Source organism: Streptomyces sp. NBC_00090, from assembly GCF_045160815.1.
Classification (GTDB): domain Bacteria; phylum Actinomycetota; class Actinomycetes; order Streptomycetales; family Streptomycetaceae; genus Streptomyces.
Genome location: NZ_CP108224.1, coordinates 5,713,814 through 5,729,314 on the forward strand (window position 1 = coordinate 5,713,814; position 15,501 = coordinate 5,729,314).

Consider the following 15,501-nt stretch of genomic DNA (forward strand, 5'->3'; position numbering starts at 1 on the left):
GCGTATGAGGCCTGAGGCGTACGACGCCTGAGACGTACGACACCCGAGATGTGCGACACGTGCGTACGGGAAGGGCCCCGCACTCCGTGAGTGCGGGGCCCTTCCCGGGTGTCTTCGGGCTCAGACGGTCGTGACGACCTCGTCGTAGGCCAGCCGCGGGGAGCGCGGGAACCAGGCGTCCTCGCCCGGCTTGCCGATGTTGACGACCATCAGCGGGGTGTGGTCGGCGTCCAGGAACTCCTTCTGGAGGCCGGCGAAGTCCAGACCGGTCATCGGGCCGGCGGCGAGGCCGGCGGCGCGGACGCCGACGATGAAGTACGCGGCCTGGAGGGCGGCGTTCAGCACGGCGGACTGCTCGCGGACCGGGCGCTCCGCGAAGAACATGTCCTTGGCCTGCGGGAAGTGCGGGAGCAGCGCCGGGAGCTCCTCGTGGAACTCGTTGTCCGCGGAGAGGATCGCGACCAGCGGGGCGGCGGCGGTCTTCGGCTGGTTGCCCTCGGCCATGTGCTTGACCAGGCGCTCGCGGGCCTCGGGGGAGCGGACCAGGGTGATGCGCAGCGGGGTCTGGTTGAAGGCGGTCGGGCCGTACTTCACCAGGTCGTAGATCGCCTGGACCTGCTCGTCGGTCACCGGCTCGTCGGTGAACGTGTTGGCGGTGCGGGCCTCGCGGAAGAGGAGGTCCTGGGCGGCGGGGTCAAGGGCGAGAGACATGCTGCGTACCTTCCGGACTGCAAAAGGGGATCGCTCGTACGGAGTTCAAGCGATGTCCTCGACAGTACGCGCATGATTGGTGAAACTTCAACTAATCCATCCGGATAGTGATCCGCTTCACTGCCGAGTCTACGCCAGGACCCGGCGGGGGCTACTCCTCCCCGCGCGAGGCCTCCGCCTCGCCCGCGCGCTCCGCCGCCAGAGAGGCGTCCAGCCGGGCCCGCGCGCCCTCCAGCCGCCGCCGGCAGACCTTCGCCAGCTCCTCGCCGCGCTCCCAGAGCGCGAGGGACTCCTCCAGGGACGTCCCGCCCGCCTCGAGCCGCCGGACGACCTCGATCAGCTCGTCCCGCGCCTGCTCGTACCCGAGCGCCGCCTCTTCCTCCGTACCGGCTGCCATCCGCTCCACCCTCCGTGTCGCTTTCTCTCTCGGTTTCTCTCTCGAACTCGATGATCCCCGGGGTCCGGGGCGCCCGGGGCTCGGGCCTCCCGCGAACGGGGTCCGGGGCCCGGGGCTCGGGCCCCGCGACCGGGGGCTCAGGCCGGATCGGCCACGCGCCGCACCGTGAACTCGCCCTCGGCGACCCTGGCCCGCAGCTCCTCGCCCTCCGCGACCTCCCCGGCGGCGCGGACCACCGCCCCGTCCGCCCGCTGGAGCACCGCGTACCCCCGCTCCATCGTCGCGGCCGGCGACAGCGCCCTGACCCGCGCACGCGTGTGCGACAGCTCCGAGTCCGCCCGGTCCAGGAGGTGCCCCAGGACCCGCCGGCTCCGCGCGAGCAGCGCGTCGATCTCGTCCTCGCGGACCTCGACCATCCGCTGCGGATGCTCCATGACGGGCCGCGCGAGCGCGTGCGCGAGACCGCGCTCCTCCCGCTCCAGGAGCCCGCGCACGGTCCGCAGCGCCCGGTCCCGCAGCCCGCGGACCCGGTCGAGCTCCTCCCCGACGTCCGGCACGACCTTCTTGGCCGCGTCCGTCGGCGTCGAGGCCCGCAGGTCCGCCACCAGGTCCAGGAGGGGAGAGTCCGGCTCGTGCCCGATCGCGGAGACCACCGGCGTACGGCAGTCGGCGACGGCCCGCACGAGCTGCTCGTCCGAGAACGGCAGCAGGTCCTCGACGCTGCCGCCGCCCCGGGCGACGATGATCACGTCCACTTCCTCGTGCGCGTCGAGCTCCTTCACCGCCTGGACGACCTGCGGGACCGCCTTCACGCCCTGCACCGGGACGTTCCGCACCTCGAAGCGGACGGCAGGCCAGCGACGCCGCGCGTTCTCCAGGACGTCCCGCTCCGCCGCCGAGGCGCGTCCGCAGACGAGACCGATCAGGTGCGGCAGGAACGGCAGCGGCTTCTTCCGGTCGAGCGCGAAGAGCCCCTCGGCCGCCAGGCTCCGCTTCAGCTGCTCCAGCCGGGCGAGCAGCTCGCCGATCCCGACCGGCTTGATCTCCACGGCCCGCAGCGACAGCTGCCCGCGCGGCGCGTACCACTCGGGCTTGGCGTGGACGACGACCCGGGCGCCCTCGGACACCAGGTCGGCGACCGAGTCGAAGACCTGGCGGTAGCAGGTGACGCCGATCGAGATGTCGTGCGAGGGGTCCCGCAGCGTCAGGAAGGCGACCCCGGCGCCGGGGCGCCGGGACAGCTGAGTGATCTGCCCCTCGACCCAGATCGCCCCGAGCCGGTCGATCCAGCCCCCGATCAGGCGGGAGACCTCACCGACGGGAAGCGGTGCTTCGGCGGACGTAGTCAGAGCCATGGACCGAGCGTAACCGCGCGGTACGACAACGTCAGGGCCGCGCGGGGGTCCGGGTCGTGCCCTGGAGGGCCAGGACGACGAGCCCGATCCCCAGCCACACCACGCCCACCACCTGTGCCGCGGCCGAGGCCTCCACGATCACCGCGATCAGGATCGCCGCCCCCACCACCGGCATGACGACGTGCTTCAGCCGGTGCGGCGGGCCCTCCGCCCGCCGCACCGCGAACCAGCCCACCACGCTCGCGTGCAGCAGGACGAACGCCGTCAGCGCGCCGACGTCGACCACCGACACCAGGTGGTCGAGCCCGTCGTCCCGCCGCGCCGCCCACAGCGCCGCGACCGTCGTCACCGTCGCCGAGACGAGCAGCGCCACCCGCGGCACGCCCGAGTCCGTCCGGGCGAGCAGGTGCGGCAGCCGCCGGTCGCGGCCCATCGCGAAGAGCAGCCGGCCGCCGGCCGCCTGCCCCGCGAGGGCGGCGAAGGCCGCGCCGATCGCCTTCGAGACCGCGACCAGGTCGTGCAGCCAGCCCCCGACGGACACGTCCACGGCGTCGTAGAAGGCGGAGCCCTGCTTCGCGGGATCCGCCGCGAGCTCGGCCGACGAGACCGGTTCGAGGAGGGCCACGAGCCAGGTCTGCGCCACGAACAGCACGCCCGCGAGCGCCAGACAGAACAGCAGCGCCCGCGCGACCTTCGCCGAACCGCCCGTGACCTCCTCCGCGAAGGAGGCGATCGCGTCGAAGCCCAGGTAGGAGAGGACGGCCACCGAGACTGCGCCGAGGACCGCGGCCGCCGAGAAGGCGCCGTCCCCGGTGAGCGGCGACCACCAGTCGCGCCGAGCCCCGTCCCGTACGAGCACCACCACCGCCGACACGACGAAGACCAGCAGGACGGCGATCTCCATCGCCAGCACGGCGAAGCCGACCCGGGCCGCGGCCCGTACGCCCCACAGGTTGAGCAGCGTCGTGACCACCACGGCGATCCCGGTCCACACCCACCGGTCCACCTCCGGGACCAGCGCCTCCATCGCGATGCCCGCGAAGAGATAGGCGACGGCCGGGATCAGCAGGTAGTCGAGCAGCGCCATCCACCCGGCGACAAAGCCGGGCCCCTCGCCGAGCCCCTTGCGGGCGTACGTGAAGACGGAGCCGGCCTGCGGCGCGACCCGCACCATCTGGGCGTAGCTGAACGCCGTGAACGCCATGGCGACGGTGGCCACGACGTACACCAGTGCGACGGCCCCGTGGGACTTGGCGTCGAGCGTGCCGAAGACGCCGACGGGTGCCATGGGCGCGATGAAGAGGAGCCCGTAGACGACCAGGTCACGGAAGCCGAGACTCCGACGGAGATCCGTATGTCCCGCGCGGGCAGCCACCTGCGATTCCTCGGCCATCCGGCCAGTCTCGGCCACCGTACCGATCAAAGCGCCGACCGACGCGGCCTTACGATGGGACGCATGACTGCAACGCCCGCGTCGACGCCCGAGTCCGCCCCCGCGACGAACCGCCCGAAGCGTGTCCTGCTCGCCGCTCCCCGCGGCTACTGCGCGGGCGTGGACCGTGCCGTGATCGCCGTGGAGAAGGCCCTGGAGCAGTACGGGGCGCCGATCTACGTACGCCACGAGATCGTCCACAACAAGTACGTGGTCCAGACCCTGGAGCGGAAGGGCGCGATCTTCGTCGACCAGGCGACCGAGGTGCCGCCGGGCAACATCGTGATGTTCTCCGCGCACGGCGTCGCCCCGACCGTCCACGAGGAGGCCCGCGAGGGCCGTCTCGCGACGATCGACGCGACCTGCCCGCTGGTCACCAAGGTCCACAAGGAAGCCGTCCGCTTCGCCAACGAGGACTTCGACATCCTCCTCATCGGCCACGAGGGCCACGAGGAGGTCATCGGCACCTCCGGGGAGGCCCCCGACCACATCCAGCTGGTCGACGGCCCCGGGGACGTCGCCAAGATCGAGGTCCGCGACCCCTCCCGGGTCGTCTGGCTCTCCCAGACCACGCTCTCGGTCGACGAGACGATGGAGACGGTCGACGCGCTGAAGGAGAAGTTCCCGCAGCTGATCTCCCCGCCGTCCGACGACATCTGCTACGCCACGCAGAACCGCCAGATCGCCATCAAGGAGCTCGCCGGCCAGGCCGAGCTGGTGATCGTCGTCGGCTCGAAGAACTCCTCGAACTCGATCCGCATGGTCGAGGTCGCCAAGCAGGCCGGCGTCCCCGCCGCGTACCTGGTCGACTTCGCGAGCGAGATCGACGAGGCCTGGCTGGAGGGCGTGACCAGCGTCGGCCTCTCCTCCGGCGCCTCCGTCCCGGACATCCTGGTGCAGGAGGTCCTGGAGTGGCTGGGCGAGCGCGGCTACGCGGACGTCGAGATCGTCAAGACGGCCGACGAGTCCCTGACCTTCTCGCTGCCCAAGGAGCTCCGCAACAAGGACCTGCGGGCCGTGGCGGAGAAGCTCGGCGCGGGCGAGCCGGCCGAGCCGGCCGCCGCCGTCAAGCAGTAACTCCTCAACTCCTCGGAGTAACTCCAAGTAGTTCCTTCAAGGAGTAACCCCGCGCCACAGCCCTTACCGTGGGTCCATGAACGTCTTCGGAGTGGACATCGGCGGCTCGGGCATCAAGGGCGCCCCCGTGGATCTGGAGCGCGGAACGCTCGCCGAGGAGCGCCACAAGGTACTGACCCCGCAGCCCGCCACACCCGACGGTGTGGCGGGCTGCGTCGCGGAGGTCGTGGAGCACTTCGGCTGGACGGGACCGGTGGGGGTGACCTTCCCGGGCGTCGTGACCGGTTCCACGATCCGTACCGCCGCCAACGTCGACAAGGCCTGGATCGGCGTCGACGCGGGCACCCTGCTGGGCGAGCGCCTCGGGGGCCGCCCGGTGACCGTCCTCAACGACGCCGACGCGGCCGGGGTCGCGGAGATGACCTTCGGCGCGGGCCGGGGCCGCAAGGGCACGGTGATCCTGCTGACGCTCGGCACGGGCATCGGCTCGGCCCTCTTCGTCGACGGCCGGCTCGTCCCCAACACGGAGCTGGGCCACCTGGAGCTGAAGGGCCACGACGCGGAGACGCGCGCCTCCACGAAGGCCAAGGAGGACGAGGACCTCAGCTGGGAGCACTGGGCGAAGCGCCGGCTGACGAAGTACCTCGCGCACGTGGAGATGCTGTTCTCGCCGGAGCTGTTCATCATCGGCGGCGGCGTGAGCCGCAAGGCGGACAGGTTCCTCCCGCTCGTCGAGGGCATCCGCGCGGAGATCGTCCCGGCGGAGCTCCAGAACAACGCGGGCATCGTGGGCGCGGCGATGGCGGCGGGCGAGGCCTGAGGGGCGGGCGCCCCACCGACCGGTGGCGGAAGCCGTCCGACCGGGTGCGGGTCCTGCGTACGCGACCGGGCGTGGGTCCTGCCCGACCGGCCGTGGGTCCTGTCAGACCCGCCGGGGGTCCTGCGTACGCGACCGAGCGTGGGTCCTACGCGACCGACCGGGCGTGGGTCCTACGCGACCGGGCGGCGGCCGGGAGCGGCGGTCCGTCCGCCCGCGGCCGGCTCGCCGGGGCCGGAGGCCATCCGGGCGGCGGCAGCGGCGCGCTCCTGACGGCGTCCCATGTCCCGTACCTTCCGCACGCACGTGATGAGCCCGGCGACGAGGGTGCCGCCGTAGAGCCACCCGGCGTGCACGGCGAGGGCGGTCACGACCGCCATGGCCTGGCCGCCGAGCCCACCCGTACCGCCCGCGATGGGGACGACGCCGACGGCGAAGGCGATGGGCACGCCGATCGGGGCGGTGACGAGGTCGGCGGTCCTGACCCAGAGCGCGGTCAGGGCGCTGACCGGCAGGAACAGCAGCCCGAAGGCCGCGGGGGAGCCGTCGAGGATCAGACGGTCGAGGAAGCCGATCACCAGCATGGCGGCGGCGGCGAACAGTCCGGCGCCGAGCCCGGTGAGCCGGGGCGAGGGGAGCCGCCGCAGGGCGAGGACGACGGGCGGCACCGGCCGTGCTCCCGGCGGACGCCCGGAGCCGCGCACGGGGACGGCCGCCGCCGCTCCCGCGGCCCCGGCCCGCTCCACGCGGGCGCCGCCGGCACCCCGCCCGGCCCGACCCGTCACGCGGTACACGGCCGCGCCCTCCACGGCCGCGCCCTCCACGGCCGCGCCGTCCACGAGCGCGGCGGGCGGTGTGACGGGCGGCGTGACGGGGGTTTGCGGCCGTCGGCGGCCTTGCGGCTGACTTGTCCTGTGCTGCTCCACACCACCAACGTAGGTCGGGAGGGGGCGGGAAGCGGGTCCGGGACACGCCCTTTGGGTGACCTTGCCCCCGAGATCGACCGAAGGTCGGCGTCACTGGCCGGTTCACCCCGCCCGTAAACTGGGGGATCGGCCCCCCATCCACACTTCAGGAAGTCGCCACCGTGTCGCTCACGATCGGAATCGTCGGTCTGCCGAATGTCGGCAAGTCGACCCTGTTCAACGCCCTGACCAAGAACGACGTGCTGGCGGCCAACTACCCGTTCGCCACGATCGAGCCCAACGTCGGAGTCGTCGGTGTCCCCGACGCGCGTCTCGCCGTCCTCGCGGGCATCTTCGGCTCGCAGAAGATCCTCCCGGCGACGGTGGACTTCGTCGACATCGCCGGCATCGTGCGCGGTGCCTCGGAGGGTGAGGGCCTCGGCAACAAGTTCCTCGCGAACATCCGCGAGTCGGACGCGATCTGCCAGGTCATCCGCGCCTTCAAGGACGAGAACGTCGTCCACGTCGACGGCAAGGTCTCGCCCAAGGACGACATCGAGACGATCAACACCGAGCTGATCCTCGCCGACCTCCAGTCGATCGAGAAGGCGGAGCCGCGCCTGACGAAGGAGTCCCGCCTCCAGAAGGAGAAGGTCGCGGTCCTCGCGGCTGTCGTCGAGGCCAAGAAGATCCTCGAAGCGGGCGACACCCTCTTCTCGAAGGGCATCACCAAGGGCACGGAGCAGGGCGCCCTTCTCCACGAGCTGCACCTCCTCACCACGAAGCCCTTCCTCTACGTCTTCAACGTGGACGAGGACGAGCTGACGGACGAGGCCTTCAAGGACGAGCAGCGCGCGCTGGTCGCCCCGGCCGAGGCCATCTTCCTGAACGCGAAGCTGGAGCAGGAGCTCATCGAGCTGGAGGACGACGAGGCCCTCGAACTCCTCCAGTCGGTCGGCCAGGAGGAGCCGGGCATGGCCACCCTGGGCCGCGTCGGCTTCGACACCCTGGGCCTCCAGACCTACCTGACGGCAGGCCCGAAGGAAACCCGCGCCTGGACGATCAAGAAGGGCGCGACCGCCCCCGAGGCGGCGGGCGTCATCCACACCGACTTCCAGCGCGGCTTCATCAAGGCGGAGGTCATCTCCTTCGCCGACCTGGTCGAATGCGGCTCGGTGGCGGAGGCCCGCTCGAAGGGCAAGGCCCGCATGGAGGGCAAGGAGTACGTCATGCAGGACGGCGACGTGGTGGAGTTCCGCTTCAACGTCTGATGGGACGTGAATCAACGGCCTGACCTGCGAGAAGGCAGGTCAGGCCGTTGTGCTGTCCGCAGCAGTCCGCAGAACCTGGAGCGGCTACGTGTCGTAGACCGTGGAACGGTGTCCGACGTGTACGACCCACACCACTAGTTCCCCGTTGTCGATGGTGTAGACGACGCGATAGTCCCCGACTCGTAGGCGGCGGCGCTCAGGCTGGGATACGAGTGCGGTGGTGTTGAAGCCGAAAGGGTCGCTCTCCAGCTCTGTCAGTTTGGCCAGGATGCGAAGCGCCATGTCACGCGGGATCTTGCGCAGCTCGGCCTGGGCCTCGGGACGGAACACCGTGCGGTAGTCACTCACTGCGTGCCAGCGTCTCCCTCATCACGTCCTCGATCGGGACGCCGGCGGCCGGGCTCGCCATGCGCTCGTCGATGATGCGGTTGATCTCGCGCTCCTCCCACTCCTGGTACTTGCGCAGCACCTCGATCGAGACCACGGCGGCGACCTGCTTGCCGCGACGGGTGATGACAGTGGGTACGTCGTCGCGGTCGGCCCGTTCGACGACTTCGGCCAAGTGGGCGCGTACGTCGCGGATGGACTCTATGGGCAGCGGCTGAGTCATGACCCAAGGGTACCAAGTGTGCAATGTGTACACAACGCCTATGGGTCCCGGTCGGTGCCGGGGGTCAGTGGTGGCAGGACTACGAGGCGGCGCAGGCGGTGGGTGTGTGGTGTGGCGGCTCGGCCGCGGTCCGGGTGCGCGGCGGCGACCGCCCCGCCGGTCGGGCGTAGCAGTGCGGTGGCCGTGGAGTGGCTTGACGCCGGGGGGAGATGTAACAGAAACTGTTGCAACAAGGAGGGGTGATGGCGGCGAACAGTCGGTTGACCATCGCGACGCATGCGCTGGCCTGGCTGGCGTTGGCGCATCGCCGCGGGCAGGACGTGCTCACTTCGGAGCAGGTCGCGGCCAGTGTGAACAGCAATGCCGTGGTCATCAGGCGCAGCCTCGGCGATCTGCGTCGCGCCGGCCTGGTGGAGGTCCGCCACGGCGCGGGTGCGGGCTGGAGTCTGGCCCGTGCGCCGGAGGAGATCACCTTGCTCGAGGTGCATGACGCCGTCGATGCGCAGTCGCCGTTCGCTCTGCACCACACCGAGCCCAATCTGGAGTGTCCGGTCGGCCGCGGCATCCGGCCTGCCCTGAGCGGGGTCTACGGCCGGGTCGAGCAGGCCATGCGGCGGGAGCTGGCGGGCGCGACGATCGCCGACGTCCTTCGCGACACGCTGACGAACTAGCCGACACGCTGACGGCAGGACGACCGCCATGCCGTTTGCTGTAACAAAAATTGTTCCAATCGAGCGAGGGGCAAGACTGATGCATGCCGTACGGTGCCCCGTCCTCGAACTGCGGCAGTACACACTGCACCCAGGGCGGCGAGATGTGCTGATCGATCTGTTCGACCGGGAGTTGGTCGAGCCCCAAGAGGCCGTGGGCATGACCATCCTGGGGCAGTTCCGCGACCTGGACGACCCCGACCGGTTCGTCTGGCTCCGCGGCTTCGACGACATGCCGCAGCGCACCAAGGCCCTGGAGGGCTTCTACGGCGGGCCGGTCTGGCGCGAACACCGCGACGCGGCGAATGCGACGATGATTGACTCCGATGACGTGCTGCTCCTGCGGCCCGCCTCGGCGCACGGCGGGTTCCCCGTGCAGACCGGCGCCCGGCCTGCCCCCGGCGCCCCGGCGCTGTCGCCGGCGTCTGTCGTCCTTGCCACGATCTGGTACGGCAGCGAGCCGTTCGACGCGGCATTCGTCGAGTTCTTCCGGCAGCATGTGCTTCCCGTACTGGCCGAGACCGGCGGCGAGCCACTGGCGTACCTGCAGTCGGAACACGCCCCGAACACCTTCCCGGCACTGCCGGTACGGCTCCATGAGGAGGTCTTCGTGTGGTTCGCACGCTTCGCCGACGAAGGCCACCTCGACCGGCACCTGAAGCACGTGCAGCAGTCGGAACGCTGGCGGGAGGCGGTGCAGCCGACCCTTTCGGAACGTTCGGCCAGGAGCCCGCAACAGCTGCGGCTGACACCCACCGAGCGCTCGACACTGCGGTGAGCGCCAAGGGGGCCAGGCACTCGCCGTCAAGCATTCCAGGTCAGTCACCAGAGATTGCCGACAGGTTCGTCATTCAACGATGGCCGAAGAAAGGACGTGGCGTCGTGGGCGCACTGAGGGGCAAGGTCGCGTTGGTCACGGGCGGGAGTCGGGGCATCGGGCGGGCGATCGCCGAACGCCTGGCTCGGGACGGCGCGCGGGTGGGCGTGCACTACTCCGCCAACGCCGACGCGGCCGAGCAGGCCGTCGCGGCGATCCAGGACGCGGGCGGGTCGGCCTTCGCCATCCGGGCCGAACTCGGCGTCCCGGGCGACGCCGAGACGTCGTGGTCGGCGTTCGACGCGCATGCCGACGGGCTGGACATTCTGGTCAACAACGCGGGCATCGCGGACATGGGTGGCGTGCCGGCACGTCGCCGGAGATCTTCGAACGGGCTTTCGCCGTCAACGCCAAGGCGCCGTTCTTCATCGCGCAACAGGGGCTGGGGCGACTGCGCGACGGCGGCCGCATCGTCAACATCTCCACCAGCCACACCCCCGGCAAGCCCGAGCCCCAGCTGATCGCGTACGCGATGTCCAAGGCCGCAATCGACGTGTTCACCACGACCCTTGCCAAGTAACTCGGCCCCCGCGGGATCACCGTCAACGTCGTCAACCCCGGCGCGATCGACACCGACCTCAACGCCTGGTGGCTGCGCTCGGACGACGCGGCGCGCGAAGCCGCCGCCGCCCGCTCGCCGTTGGCCCGGGTCGGGGTGCCCGACGACGTGGCAGGCGTGGTCGTGTTCCTTGCCTCCGAAGACGCGGGCTGGGTCACCGGCCAGAGGCTCGACGCCACCGGTGGGGCCCTGCTCTAGCCTCCTGCGCCGTTGATCCCGCCGTGCCGCCCCGTGGTGGACGAGGGCAAGGTCCGGCCCACGCAATGTTGGGCCGGAGTCGGGCCTGTGCTCAGTCCGCAGCCAGTCCGCGGGACACCCGTAAACGGCCGTCGGGAGCCAACGCAGCCAACCAGGAAATCCCAGGTCAGAGCCCTGGAAGGGGCTCCGCCGCAGGTCAGAGCCAGCCCGCAGGCATTCCGCTTCAACGTCTGATCGCACGGGGAAGGGGCCGGACTCCGACGAGTCCGGCCCCTTCCCCGTACCCAGCCGGCCTTCAGGCCGTGCGGGGCGGGGTGAGCTTGTCCAGGTCCAGGCTGATCTCGAACGGCACTGGGCGCTGGAGGGTGCCGCGGAAGATGCCGGCGGGCGCGTAGGCGCCGGTGGGTCCGTCGAGCTCGTACACGTGGACGACGGGCGCCCCGGCCTCGTCCTCGACGCACCAGTAGTGCGGGATGCCGGCCTCCGCGTACTTGCGGAGTTTGACCGTACGGGCCCGGTGGGCGGATTCCGGGGAGACGACCTCGACGACGAGCTGGACGTCCTCAGGGGCATACCAGGTGCGGTCGGCGTCGAAGGACAGGCCCGTCAGCAAGAGGTCCGGCTCGGGGCGGTTGCGGGCATCGAGGCGGATCGTCATCTCGCGCTCGACCTCGAAGCCGGCCGGCGCCTGCGCCATGAGCGTGGTGGTCAGGGCGGTGACGACGCGGCTGTGCCAGGCCCGCTGGGGCGACATCAGGAAGACGAGTGCTCCGTCGACCAGCTCGGTGTGGCGCGGTGCTTCCGGAAGGCGGTCGAGGTCCTCCGCGAACCAGCCTTCCGCGCGCGGCGGGCGCATCCAGCCGGGCAGTGCGGTCATGAATCAACCCTAGCGTTCGCGGGCGCACGTGCGGATTCGGACGACGAGGGCGGGATCGGGAACTCCGCGTCGCGGGCGGCCCTCTCACCCCACGTATCCTCGACTGCTGGGTTCGGGGGACGGGGGACAAGGGATCGCGGAGGTATCAGGTGGAGTTCCGGCTGCTCGGCTCCGTTGCGCTGGTGACGGAGGACGGCGACGTAGCCCTGGGGCCCGCCAAGCGGTCCAGCCTGCTCGCCATGCTTCTGCTGCGGCCCAACGCCGCGGTGAACGTGGGGCAGTTGATCGACGCCCTGTGGGAGGACGAGCCGCCCACACACGCCAAGACCGTTCTCCAGGGGCACGTCTCGCGGCTGCGGGCGCTCCTCGCCGAGCAGGGGGCGGGAGCGTACGGGGTCGAGCTCGCCACCCAGGGTTCCGCGTACGTGCTGCGCATACCGGAGTCGCTGGTCGACGCGCACCGGTTTGAGGAGCTCGTCGCGCTCGCCGGGGTGCAGCGGCAGCCCGGTGACGCCGTACGGATGCTGCGCGAGGCCCTGTCGTACTGGCAGGGGCCCGCGCTCACCGGGACCGTGCACAGCCGGCCGCTGGAGGCGGCGGCCGGGGGCCTGGAGGAGCTGCGGCTGTCGTCGGTGGAGGCCCTGGCCGCCGCGTACGGGGCGCTCGGGGAGCACGGGCGGGCCGCCGCCGTGCTGCGTACCGAGGCCGTCGCGCACCCCCTGCGCGAGTCCCTGGCCGCCGCGCTGATGCTGGCGCTCGGCCGCGCCGGGCGCCAGTCCGACGCCATCGACTGGTACCACCGGACCCGGCGGCTGCTCGCCGAGGAGCTCGGGGTGGACCCCGGCGAGACGCTCGCCGAGGCGTACGCGACGCTGCTCCGTGCCGCCGAGCCCGTCGTCCGCGTACCCCGTCCCGCCCTCCCCGTCGAGGCGTCCGTCGAGGTCGCGGCGCCGGAGCAGCTGCCCCGCGCGCCGCGCGGCTTCACCGGCCGCGGCGCCGAACTGGCCGCCCTTGACCGGGCCGTCGGCGGTATGGTGGCGCCGCTCTGCCTCGTCACCGGGCCCGCCGGTGTCGGCAAGTCGGCCTTCGCCGTGCACTGGGCGTACGAGCGCCGCGCGAGCTTCCCCGACGGGCGACTTTTCGCCGATCTGCGCGGCTTCAGCGACACCCCCGCGCCCGAGACCGCCGCCGTCCTGCGCGAGTTCCTGCTCGCGCTCGGCGTTCCGGCGCTGCGGATCCCGGAGGCCGCCGACGCGCGGGGCGCGCTGTTCCGCTCCCTCACGGCGGGCCGCCGGCTGCTCGTCGTCCTCGACAACGCCCGCTCCTCCGAGCAGGTCAGGCCGCTGCTGCCGGGCGGCGACCTCTGCGCGACGGTCGTCACCAGCCGCGACCGGCTCAGCGGCCTCATCGCCTCCGACGCCGCCCGGCCGGTGCCGCTCGGGCACCTGCCGCCGGCCGACTCGGCCGCCCTGCTCGCCACCGTGCTCGGCGAGGCGCGGGTCGCCGCCGAGCCCGCCGCCGCCGAGCGGCTCGCAGGGCTCTGCGACGGGCTGCCGCTCGCGCTGCGCGTCACGGCGGCCCGGCTCGCCGAGCGGCCGCAGTGGACGCTCGGCGCGATGGTCGGGGAACTCGCCGACGAGCAGGTCCGGTTGATGCTTCTCGACGTGGAGGACGTCGGCGTCTCGGCGGCGCTGCGCCTCACCGTGCAGCAGCTGCCCGAGTCCGCCGCCCGGATGTTCCGTGCGCTCGGCCTGCACACCGGCTCCGATCTGGACCGGTTCGCGGCGGGCGCGCTCGCCGGCACGTCCCCCGCGCACGCCTCGGCCGACCTGGACCGCCTCGCCGCCGCCCACCTCCTCGCCGAGGCCGTCCCGGGCCGCTGGACCCCGCACGACCTGGTGCGTCTCTACGCCCGCCATGTCGCCCCGGAGGCCGACCCCGAGGGCCTGCCCCGCCTCCTGGACCACTACCTCTACACGGGGCTCGCGGCCGACGCCGCCGCCGAACCGGGCTCCCAGCCCTGCTACTCGCTGCCCGCCGACGCCCGACGGCCCGCCGCGACGCGGGAGTTCGAGGACCGTGCGGCGGCGCTCGACTGGTACGCGGCCGAACGCCCCGCCCTGGAGGGCGCGGTGGCCGCCGCCGCGGCCCTCGGCCTCCACGACCGGGCCTGGCGGCTCGCCCTCGTGCAGTGGCCGCTGATGCTCATGCGGATCGGGGACGGCTGGACGCCGCTCCTCGAGGCGGGGCTCGCCTCGGCCGAGCAGGAGGGCGACCTCGACGCGCAGTCGCGGACGCGGGCGCTGCTCGGCTGGGTGCTGCACGAGGAGGGGCGGGACGCCGAGGCGCTCGTCCACCTGGAGAAGGCGCCGATCCTCGCCGCCCGGGCCGGGGACACGGTCAGCGAGGCGATCGCGTACGTCAACTACGCCGCCGTCCTGGACGCGACCGGGGAGCACGAGCGGGCCGGACTGCTCATGGTCCACGCGGTCTCCCTCGCCGACCGCACGGGTCATCCGTCCACCCAGGTGCTGACCCTCCACCACCTGGCGACGCACTGCCTGAAGGCGGAGGAGTACGACGCGGCGCTCGCGCACACCGTTCGCGCCGGGGAACTGGTCGTCCCCGACGCGGTGGTCGTCCAGGCGCAGCTGCAGATCGTCCGGGGCGAGGCGCTGGCCGGCATCGGTCGCCTCGACGAGGCCGCTGACCAGCTGAGACGGGCGATCGTGGCGGCCGATGCGGCGGGCTTCACAGAGGGTTCCGCCCGGGCGGCGGAGCGGCTTTCGCGGCTGTCAGCGGATCGTTAGCGGTACGCAAGCGGGACGGAAGCGCCGGGCCGGAAGCTGGATACAGCACGCGGTAGTACGTACCGCGTCGACCGAACGCTTCACGGGGGAGAACCACCATGCGTACCCACCACAAGACCGGTGTCCTGGCCGCCGCCGCCATCGCCGCCCTCTCGCTGGGCCTCACCGCCTGCGGCGGCGACACCGGCAACGGCGCGAAGGACGCGGGGAGCGCCGATTCCCAGCAGCCCTCCGGCACCACGGACACCGGCACGGCGGACACCGCCTCGGGTGGGAACGGCTCGGGCGACGCCGCCGGTACGGCGGACCAGGCCGCGGTCAAGGGCTCCACCGCGGGCGGCTCGACCGCCGGGTCCGCGTCCGGATCCACGTCCGGGTCCACGTCCGGCTCCACCGGCTCGACCAGTGGCGCCAGTGACACCGGTGGCAAGGCCCCCGCCAAGGCCCGGGCCTGCGCCTACGGCGACGTCACGATCACGGCGGCGAAGGCGGACGAGGTCCCGACCGAGCACATCGTGCTCACCGCCACCAACACCTCCGGCCGCTCGTGCACCCTCCTCCAGTACCCGCTCATCGCCTTCGGCGACATCCAGACCGCCAAGGACGTGCCGGCCGTCGCGAAGAGCAGGCCGGACGCCCCGGTCGTCCTGAAGACCGGCGAGCGGGCGTACGCCAGTGTGCGTGTCGCGCTCGGCGGCGTCGACGAGGACAACAAGGTCGTGAAGAGCTTCAACGTGAACCTCTTCGCGGCCGAGGGCCCGGCCGAGGGCAGCATCGTCGTCAACGCCCCCGCCGGCGGCCTCGCGGTCGACGGGGCCGCGGCCAAGACGGGCTACTGGACGTACGAACTGCGCAACGGAGCCGACGAGTTCTGATCCCTACCGACGCACACGGC

General features: G+C 72.1%; 15 protein-coding genes and 1 pseudogene. 8 read left to right on the plus strand and 8 right to left on the minus strand.

Annotated elements, in window-relative coordinates; genetic code table 11:
* Positions 1 to 120 precede the first annotated feature (120 nt).
* The 4 genes from OG361_RS25770 to OG361_RS25785 all read right to left on the minus strand — a co-directional run bounded on the left by OG361_RS25770 (position 121) and on the right by OG361_RS25785 (position 3,856).
* Positions 121 to 711, minus strand: a complete 591-nt coding sequence (locus OG361_RS25770; RefSeq protein WP_384562820.1) for a malonic semialdehyde reductase — start codon at positions 709 to 711, stop codon at positions 121 to 123.
* 151 nt (positions 712 to 862) lie between these two features.
* Positions 863 to 1,108 carry an exodeoxyribonuclease VII small subunit gene (locus OG361_RS25775; protein ID WP_405857195.1) on the minus strand — a complete coding sequence of 82 codons (246 nt, stop codon included), beginning with the start codon at positions 1,106 to 1,108 and terminating at the stop codon, positions 863 to 865.
* Between the two features lie 137 nt (positions 1,109 to 1,245).
* Positions 1,246 to 2,463 (minus strand): exodeoxyribonuclease VII large subunit, encoded by a 1,218-nt coding sequence (gene xseA, locus OG361_RS25780; protein ID WP_405857197.1) that lies wholly within the window; start codon positions 2,461 to 2,463, stop codon positions 1,246 to 1,248.
* A 31-nt stretch (positions 2,464 to 2,494) separates the two neighbouring features.
* Entirely contained in the window at positions 2,495 to 3,856 is a 1,362-nt protein-coding gene (locus OG361_RS25785) for an APC family permease (RefSeq protein WP_405857199.1), read from the minus strand.
* 54 nt (positions 3,857 to 3,910) lie between these two features.
* Between OG361_RS25785 and OG361_RS25790 the strand changes: the two genes are divergently transcribed.
* Both OG361_RS25790 and ppgK read left to right on the plus strand, forming a co-directional pair.
* Positions 3,911 to 4,972 (plus strand): 4-hydroxy-3-methylbut-2-enyl diphosphate reductase, encoded by a 1,062-nt coding sequence (locus OG361_RS25790; protein ID WP_405857201.1) that lies wholly within the window; start codon positions 3,911 to 3,913, stop codon positions 4,970 to 4,972.
* 76 nt (positions 4,973 to 5,048) lie between these two features.
* The gene (ppgK, locus tag OG361_RS25795; protein ID WP_384562806.1) at positions 5,049 to 5,792 is read left to right on the plus strand and encodes a polyphosphate--glucose phosphotransferase; all 744 of its coding nucleotides are present in this window, start codon (positions 5,049 to 5,051) and stop codon (positions 5,790 to 5,792) included.
* A gap of 170 nt (positions 5,793 to 5,962) precedes the next feature.
* Here the strand turns inward: ppgK and OG361_RS25800 are convergent, their stop codons facing one another.
* Entirely contained in the window at positions 5,963 to 6,493 is a 531-nt protein-coding gene (locus tag OG361_RS25800; protein ID WP_405862437.1) for a DUF6542 domain-containing protein, read from the minus strand.
* Between the two features lie 383 nt (positions 6,494 to 6,876).
* Here OG361_RS25800 and ychF point away from each other — a divergent pair, with 383 nt between their 5' ends.
* Positions 6,877 to 7,965 (plus strand): redox-regulated ATPase YchF, encoded by a 1,089-nt coding sequence (gene ychF, locus OG361_RS25805; RefSeq protein WP_405857203.1) that lies wholly within the window; start codon positions 6,877 to 6,879, stop codon positions 7,963 to 7,965.
* Between the two features lie 84 nt (positions 7,966 to 8,049).
* On the opposite strand, the gene OG361_RS25810 is transcribed toward ychF, so the two are convergent.
* Entirely contained in the window at positions 8,050 to 8,313 is a 264-nt protein-coding gene (locus OG361_RS25810) for a type II toxin-antitoxin system RelE/ParE family toxin (RefSeq protein ID WP_030207783.1), read from the minus strand.
* Positions 8,306 to 8,575, minus strand: coding sequence for a type II toxin-antitoxin system Phd/YefM family antitoxin (locus OG361_RS25815; protein ID WP_060180502.1), 270 nt, complete (start codon positions 8,573 to 8,575; stop codon positions 8,306 to 8,308). Before OG361_RS25815 ends, OG361_RS25810 begins: the two co-directional genes overlap by 8 nt.
* A 242-nt stretch (positions 8,576 to 8,817) precedes the next feature.
* Between OG361_RS25815 and OG361_RS25820 the strand changes: the two genes are divergently transcribed.
* The 3 genes and pseudogenes from OG361_RS25820 (at position 8,818) to OG361_RS25830 (ending at position 10,919) form a co-directional block, all read left to right on the plus strand.
* Positions 8,818 to 9,246: an Rrf2 family transcriptional regulator gene (locus tag OG361_RS25820; protein ID WP_405857206.1), complete on the plus strand. Its 429-nt coding sequence runs from the start codon at positions 8,818 to 8,820 to the stop codon at positions 9,244 to 9,246.
* Positions 9,247 to 9,274: 28 nt separating this feature from the next.
* The gene (locus OG361_RS25825) at positions 9,275 to 10,063 is read left to right on the plus strand and encodes an NIPSNAP family protein (protein WP_405857208.1); all 789 of its coding nucleotides are present in this window, start codon (positions 9,275 to 9,277) and stop codon (positions 10,061 to 10,063) included.
* A gap of 104 nt (positions 10,064 to 10,167) precedes the next feature.
* Positions 10,168 to 10,919 (plus strand): annotated as a pseudogene (locus OG361_RS25830) (SDR family oxidoreductase).
* A 295-nt stretch (positions 10,920 to 11,214) separates the two neighbouring features.
* On the opposite strand, the gene OG361_RS25835 reads toward OG361_RS25830, so the two are convergent.
* A complete protein-coding gene (locus OG361_RS25835) occupies positions 11,215 to 11,796 on the minus strand; it encodes a Uma2 family endonuclease (protein ID WP_405857210.1) in 582 nt (193 codons plus the stop codon).
* 149 nt (positions 11,797 to 11,945) lie between these two features.
* On the opposite strand from OG361_RS25835, the gene OG361_RS25840 reads away from it, so the two are divergent.
* Both OG361_RS25840 and OG361_RS25845 read left to right on the plus strand, forming a co-directional pair.
* Positions 11,946 to 14,606: a BTAD domain-containing putative transcriptional regulator gene (locus OG361_RS25840; protein ID WP_405857212.1), complete on the plus strand. Its 2,661-nt coding sequence runs from the start codon at positions 11,946 to 11,948 to the stop codon at positions 14,604 to 14,606.
* 98 nt (positions 14,607 to 14,704) lie between these two features.
* On the plus strand, positions 14,705 to 15,481 hold the full coding sequence (locus tag OG361_RS25845; protein WP_405857214.1) for a DUF4232 domain-containing protein: 777 nt from the start codon (positions 14,705 to 14,707) through the stop codon (positions 15,479 to 15,481).
* Positions 15,482 to 15,501 lie beyond the last annotated feature (20 nt).

Excerpts from the sequence above, each read along its gene's own strand:
- OG361_RS25815 (WP_060180502.1), bottom strand. The coding sequence starts at position 8,575 with ATGACTCAGCCGCTGCCCATAGAGTCCATCCGCGACGTACGCGCCCAC.
- OG361_RS25835 (WP_405857210.1), bottom strand. The coding sequence starts at position 11,796 with ATGACCGCACTGCCCGGCTGGATGCGCCCGCCGCGCGCGGAAGGCTGG.
- ppgK (WP_384562806.1), top strand. The coding sequence starts at position 5,049 with ATGAACGTCTTCGGAGTGGACATCGGCGGCTCGGGCATCAAGGGCGCC.
- OG361_RS25775 (WP_405857195.1), bottom strand. The coding sequence starts at position 1,108 with ATGGCAGCCGGTACGGAGGAAGAGGCGGCGCTCGGGTACGAGCAGGCG.
- xseA (WP_405857197.1), bottom strand. The coding sequence starts at position 2,463 with ATGGCTCTGACTACGTCCGCCGAAGCACCGCTTCCCGTCGGTGAGGTC.
- OG361_RS25785 (WP_405857199.1), bottom strand. The coding sequence starts at position 3,856 with ATGGCCGAGGAATCGCAGGTGGCTGCCCGCGCGGGACATACGGATCTC.
- OG361_RS25845 (WP_405857214.1), top strand. The coding sequence starts at position 14,705 with ATGCGTACCCACCACAAGACCGGTGTCCTGGCCGCCGCCGCCATCGCC.
- OG361_RS25770 (WP_384562820.1), bottom strand. The coding sequence starts at position 711 with ATGTCTCTCGCCCTTGACCCCGCCGCCCAGGACCTCCTCTTCCGCGAG.
- OG361_RS25790 (WP_405857201.1), top strand. The coding sequence starts at position 3,911 with ATGGGACGCATGACTGCAACGCCCGCGTCGACGCCCGAGTCCGCCCCC.
- OG361_RS25820 (WP_405857206.1), top strand. The coding sequence starts at position 8,818 with ATGGCGGCGAACAGTCGGTTGACCATCGCGACGCATGCGCTGGCCTGG.
- OG361_RS25825 (WP_405857208.1), top strand. The coding sequence starts at position 9,275 with ATGCCGTTTGCTGTAACAAAAATTGTTCCAATCGAGCGAGGGGCAAGA.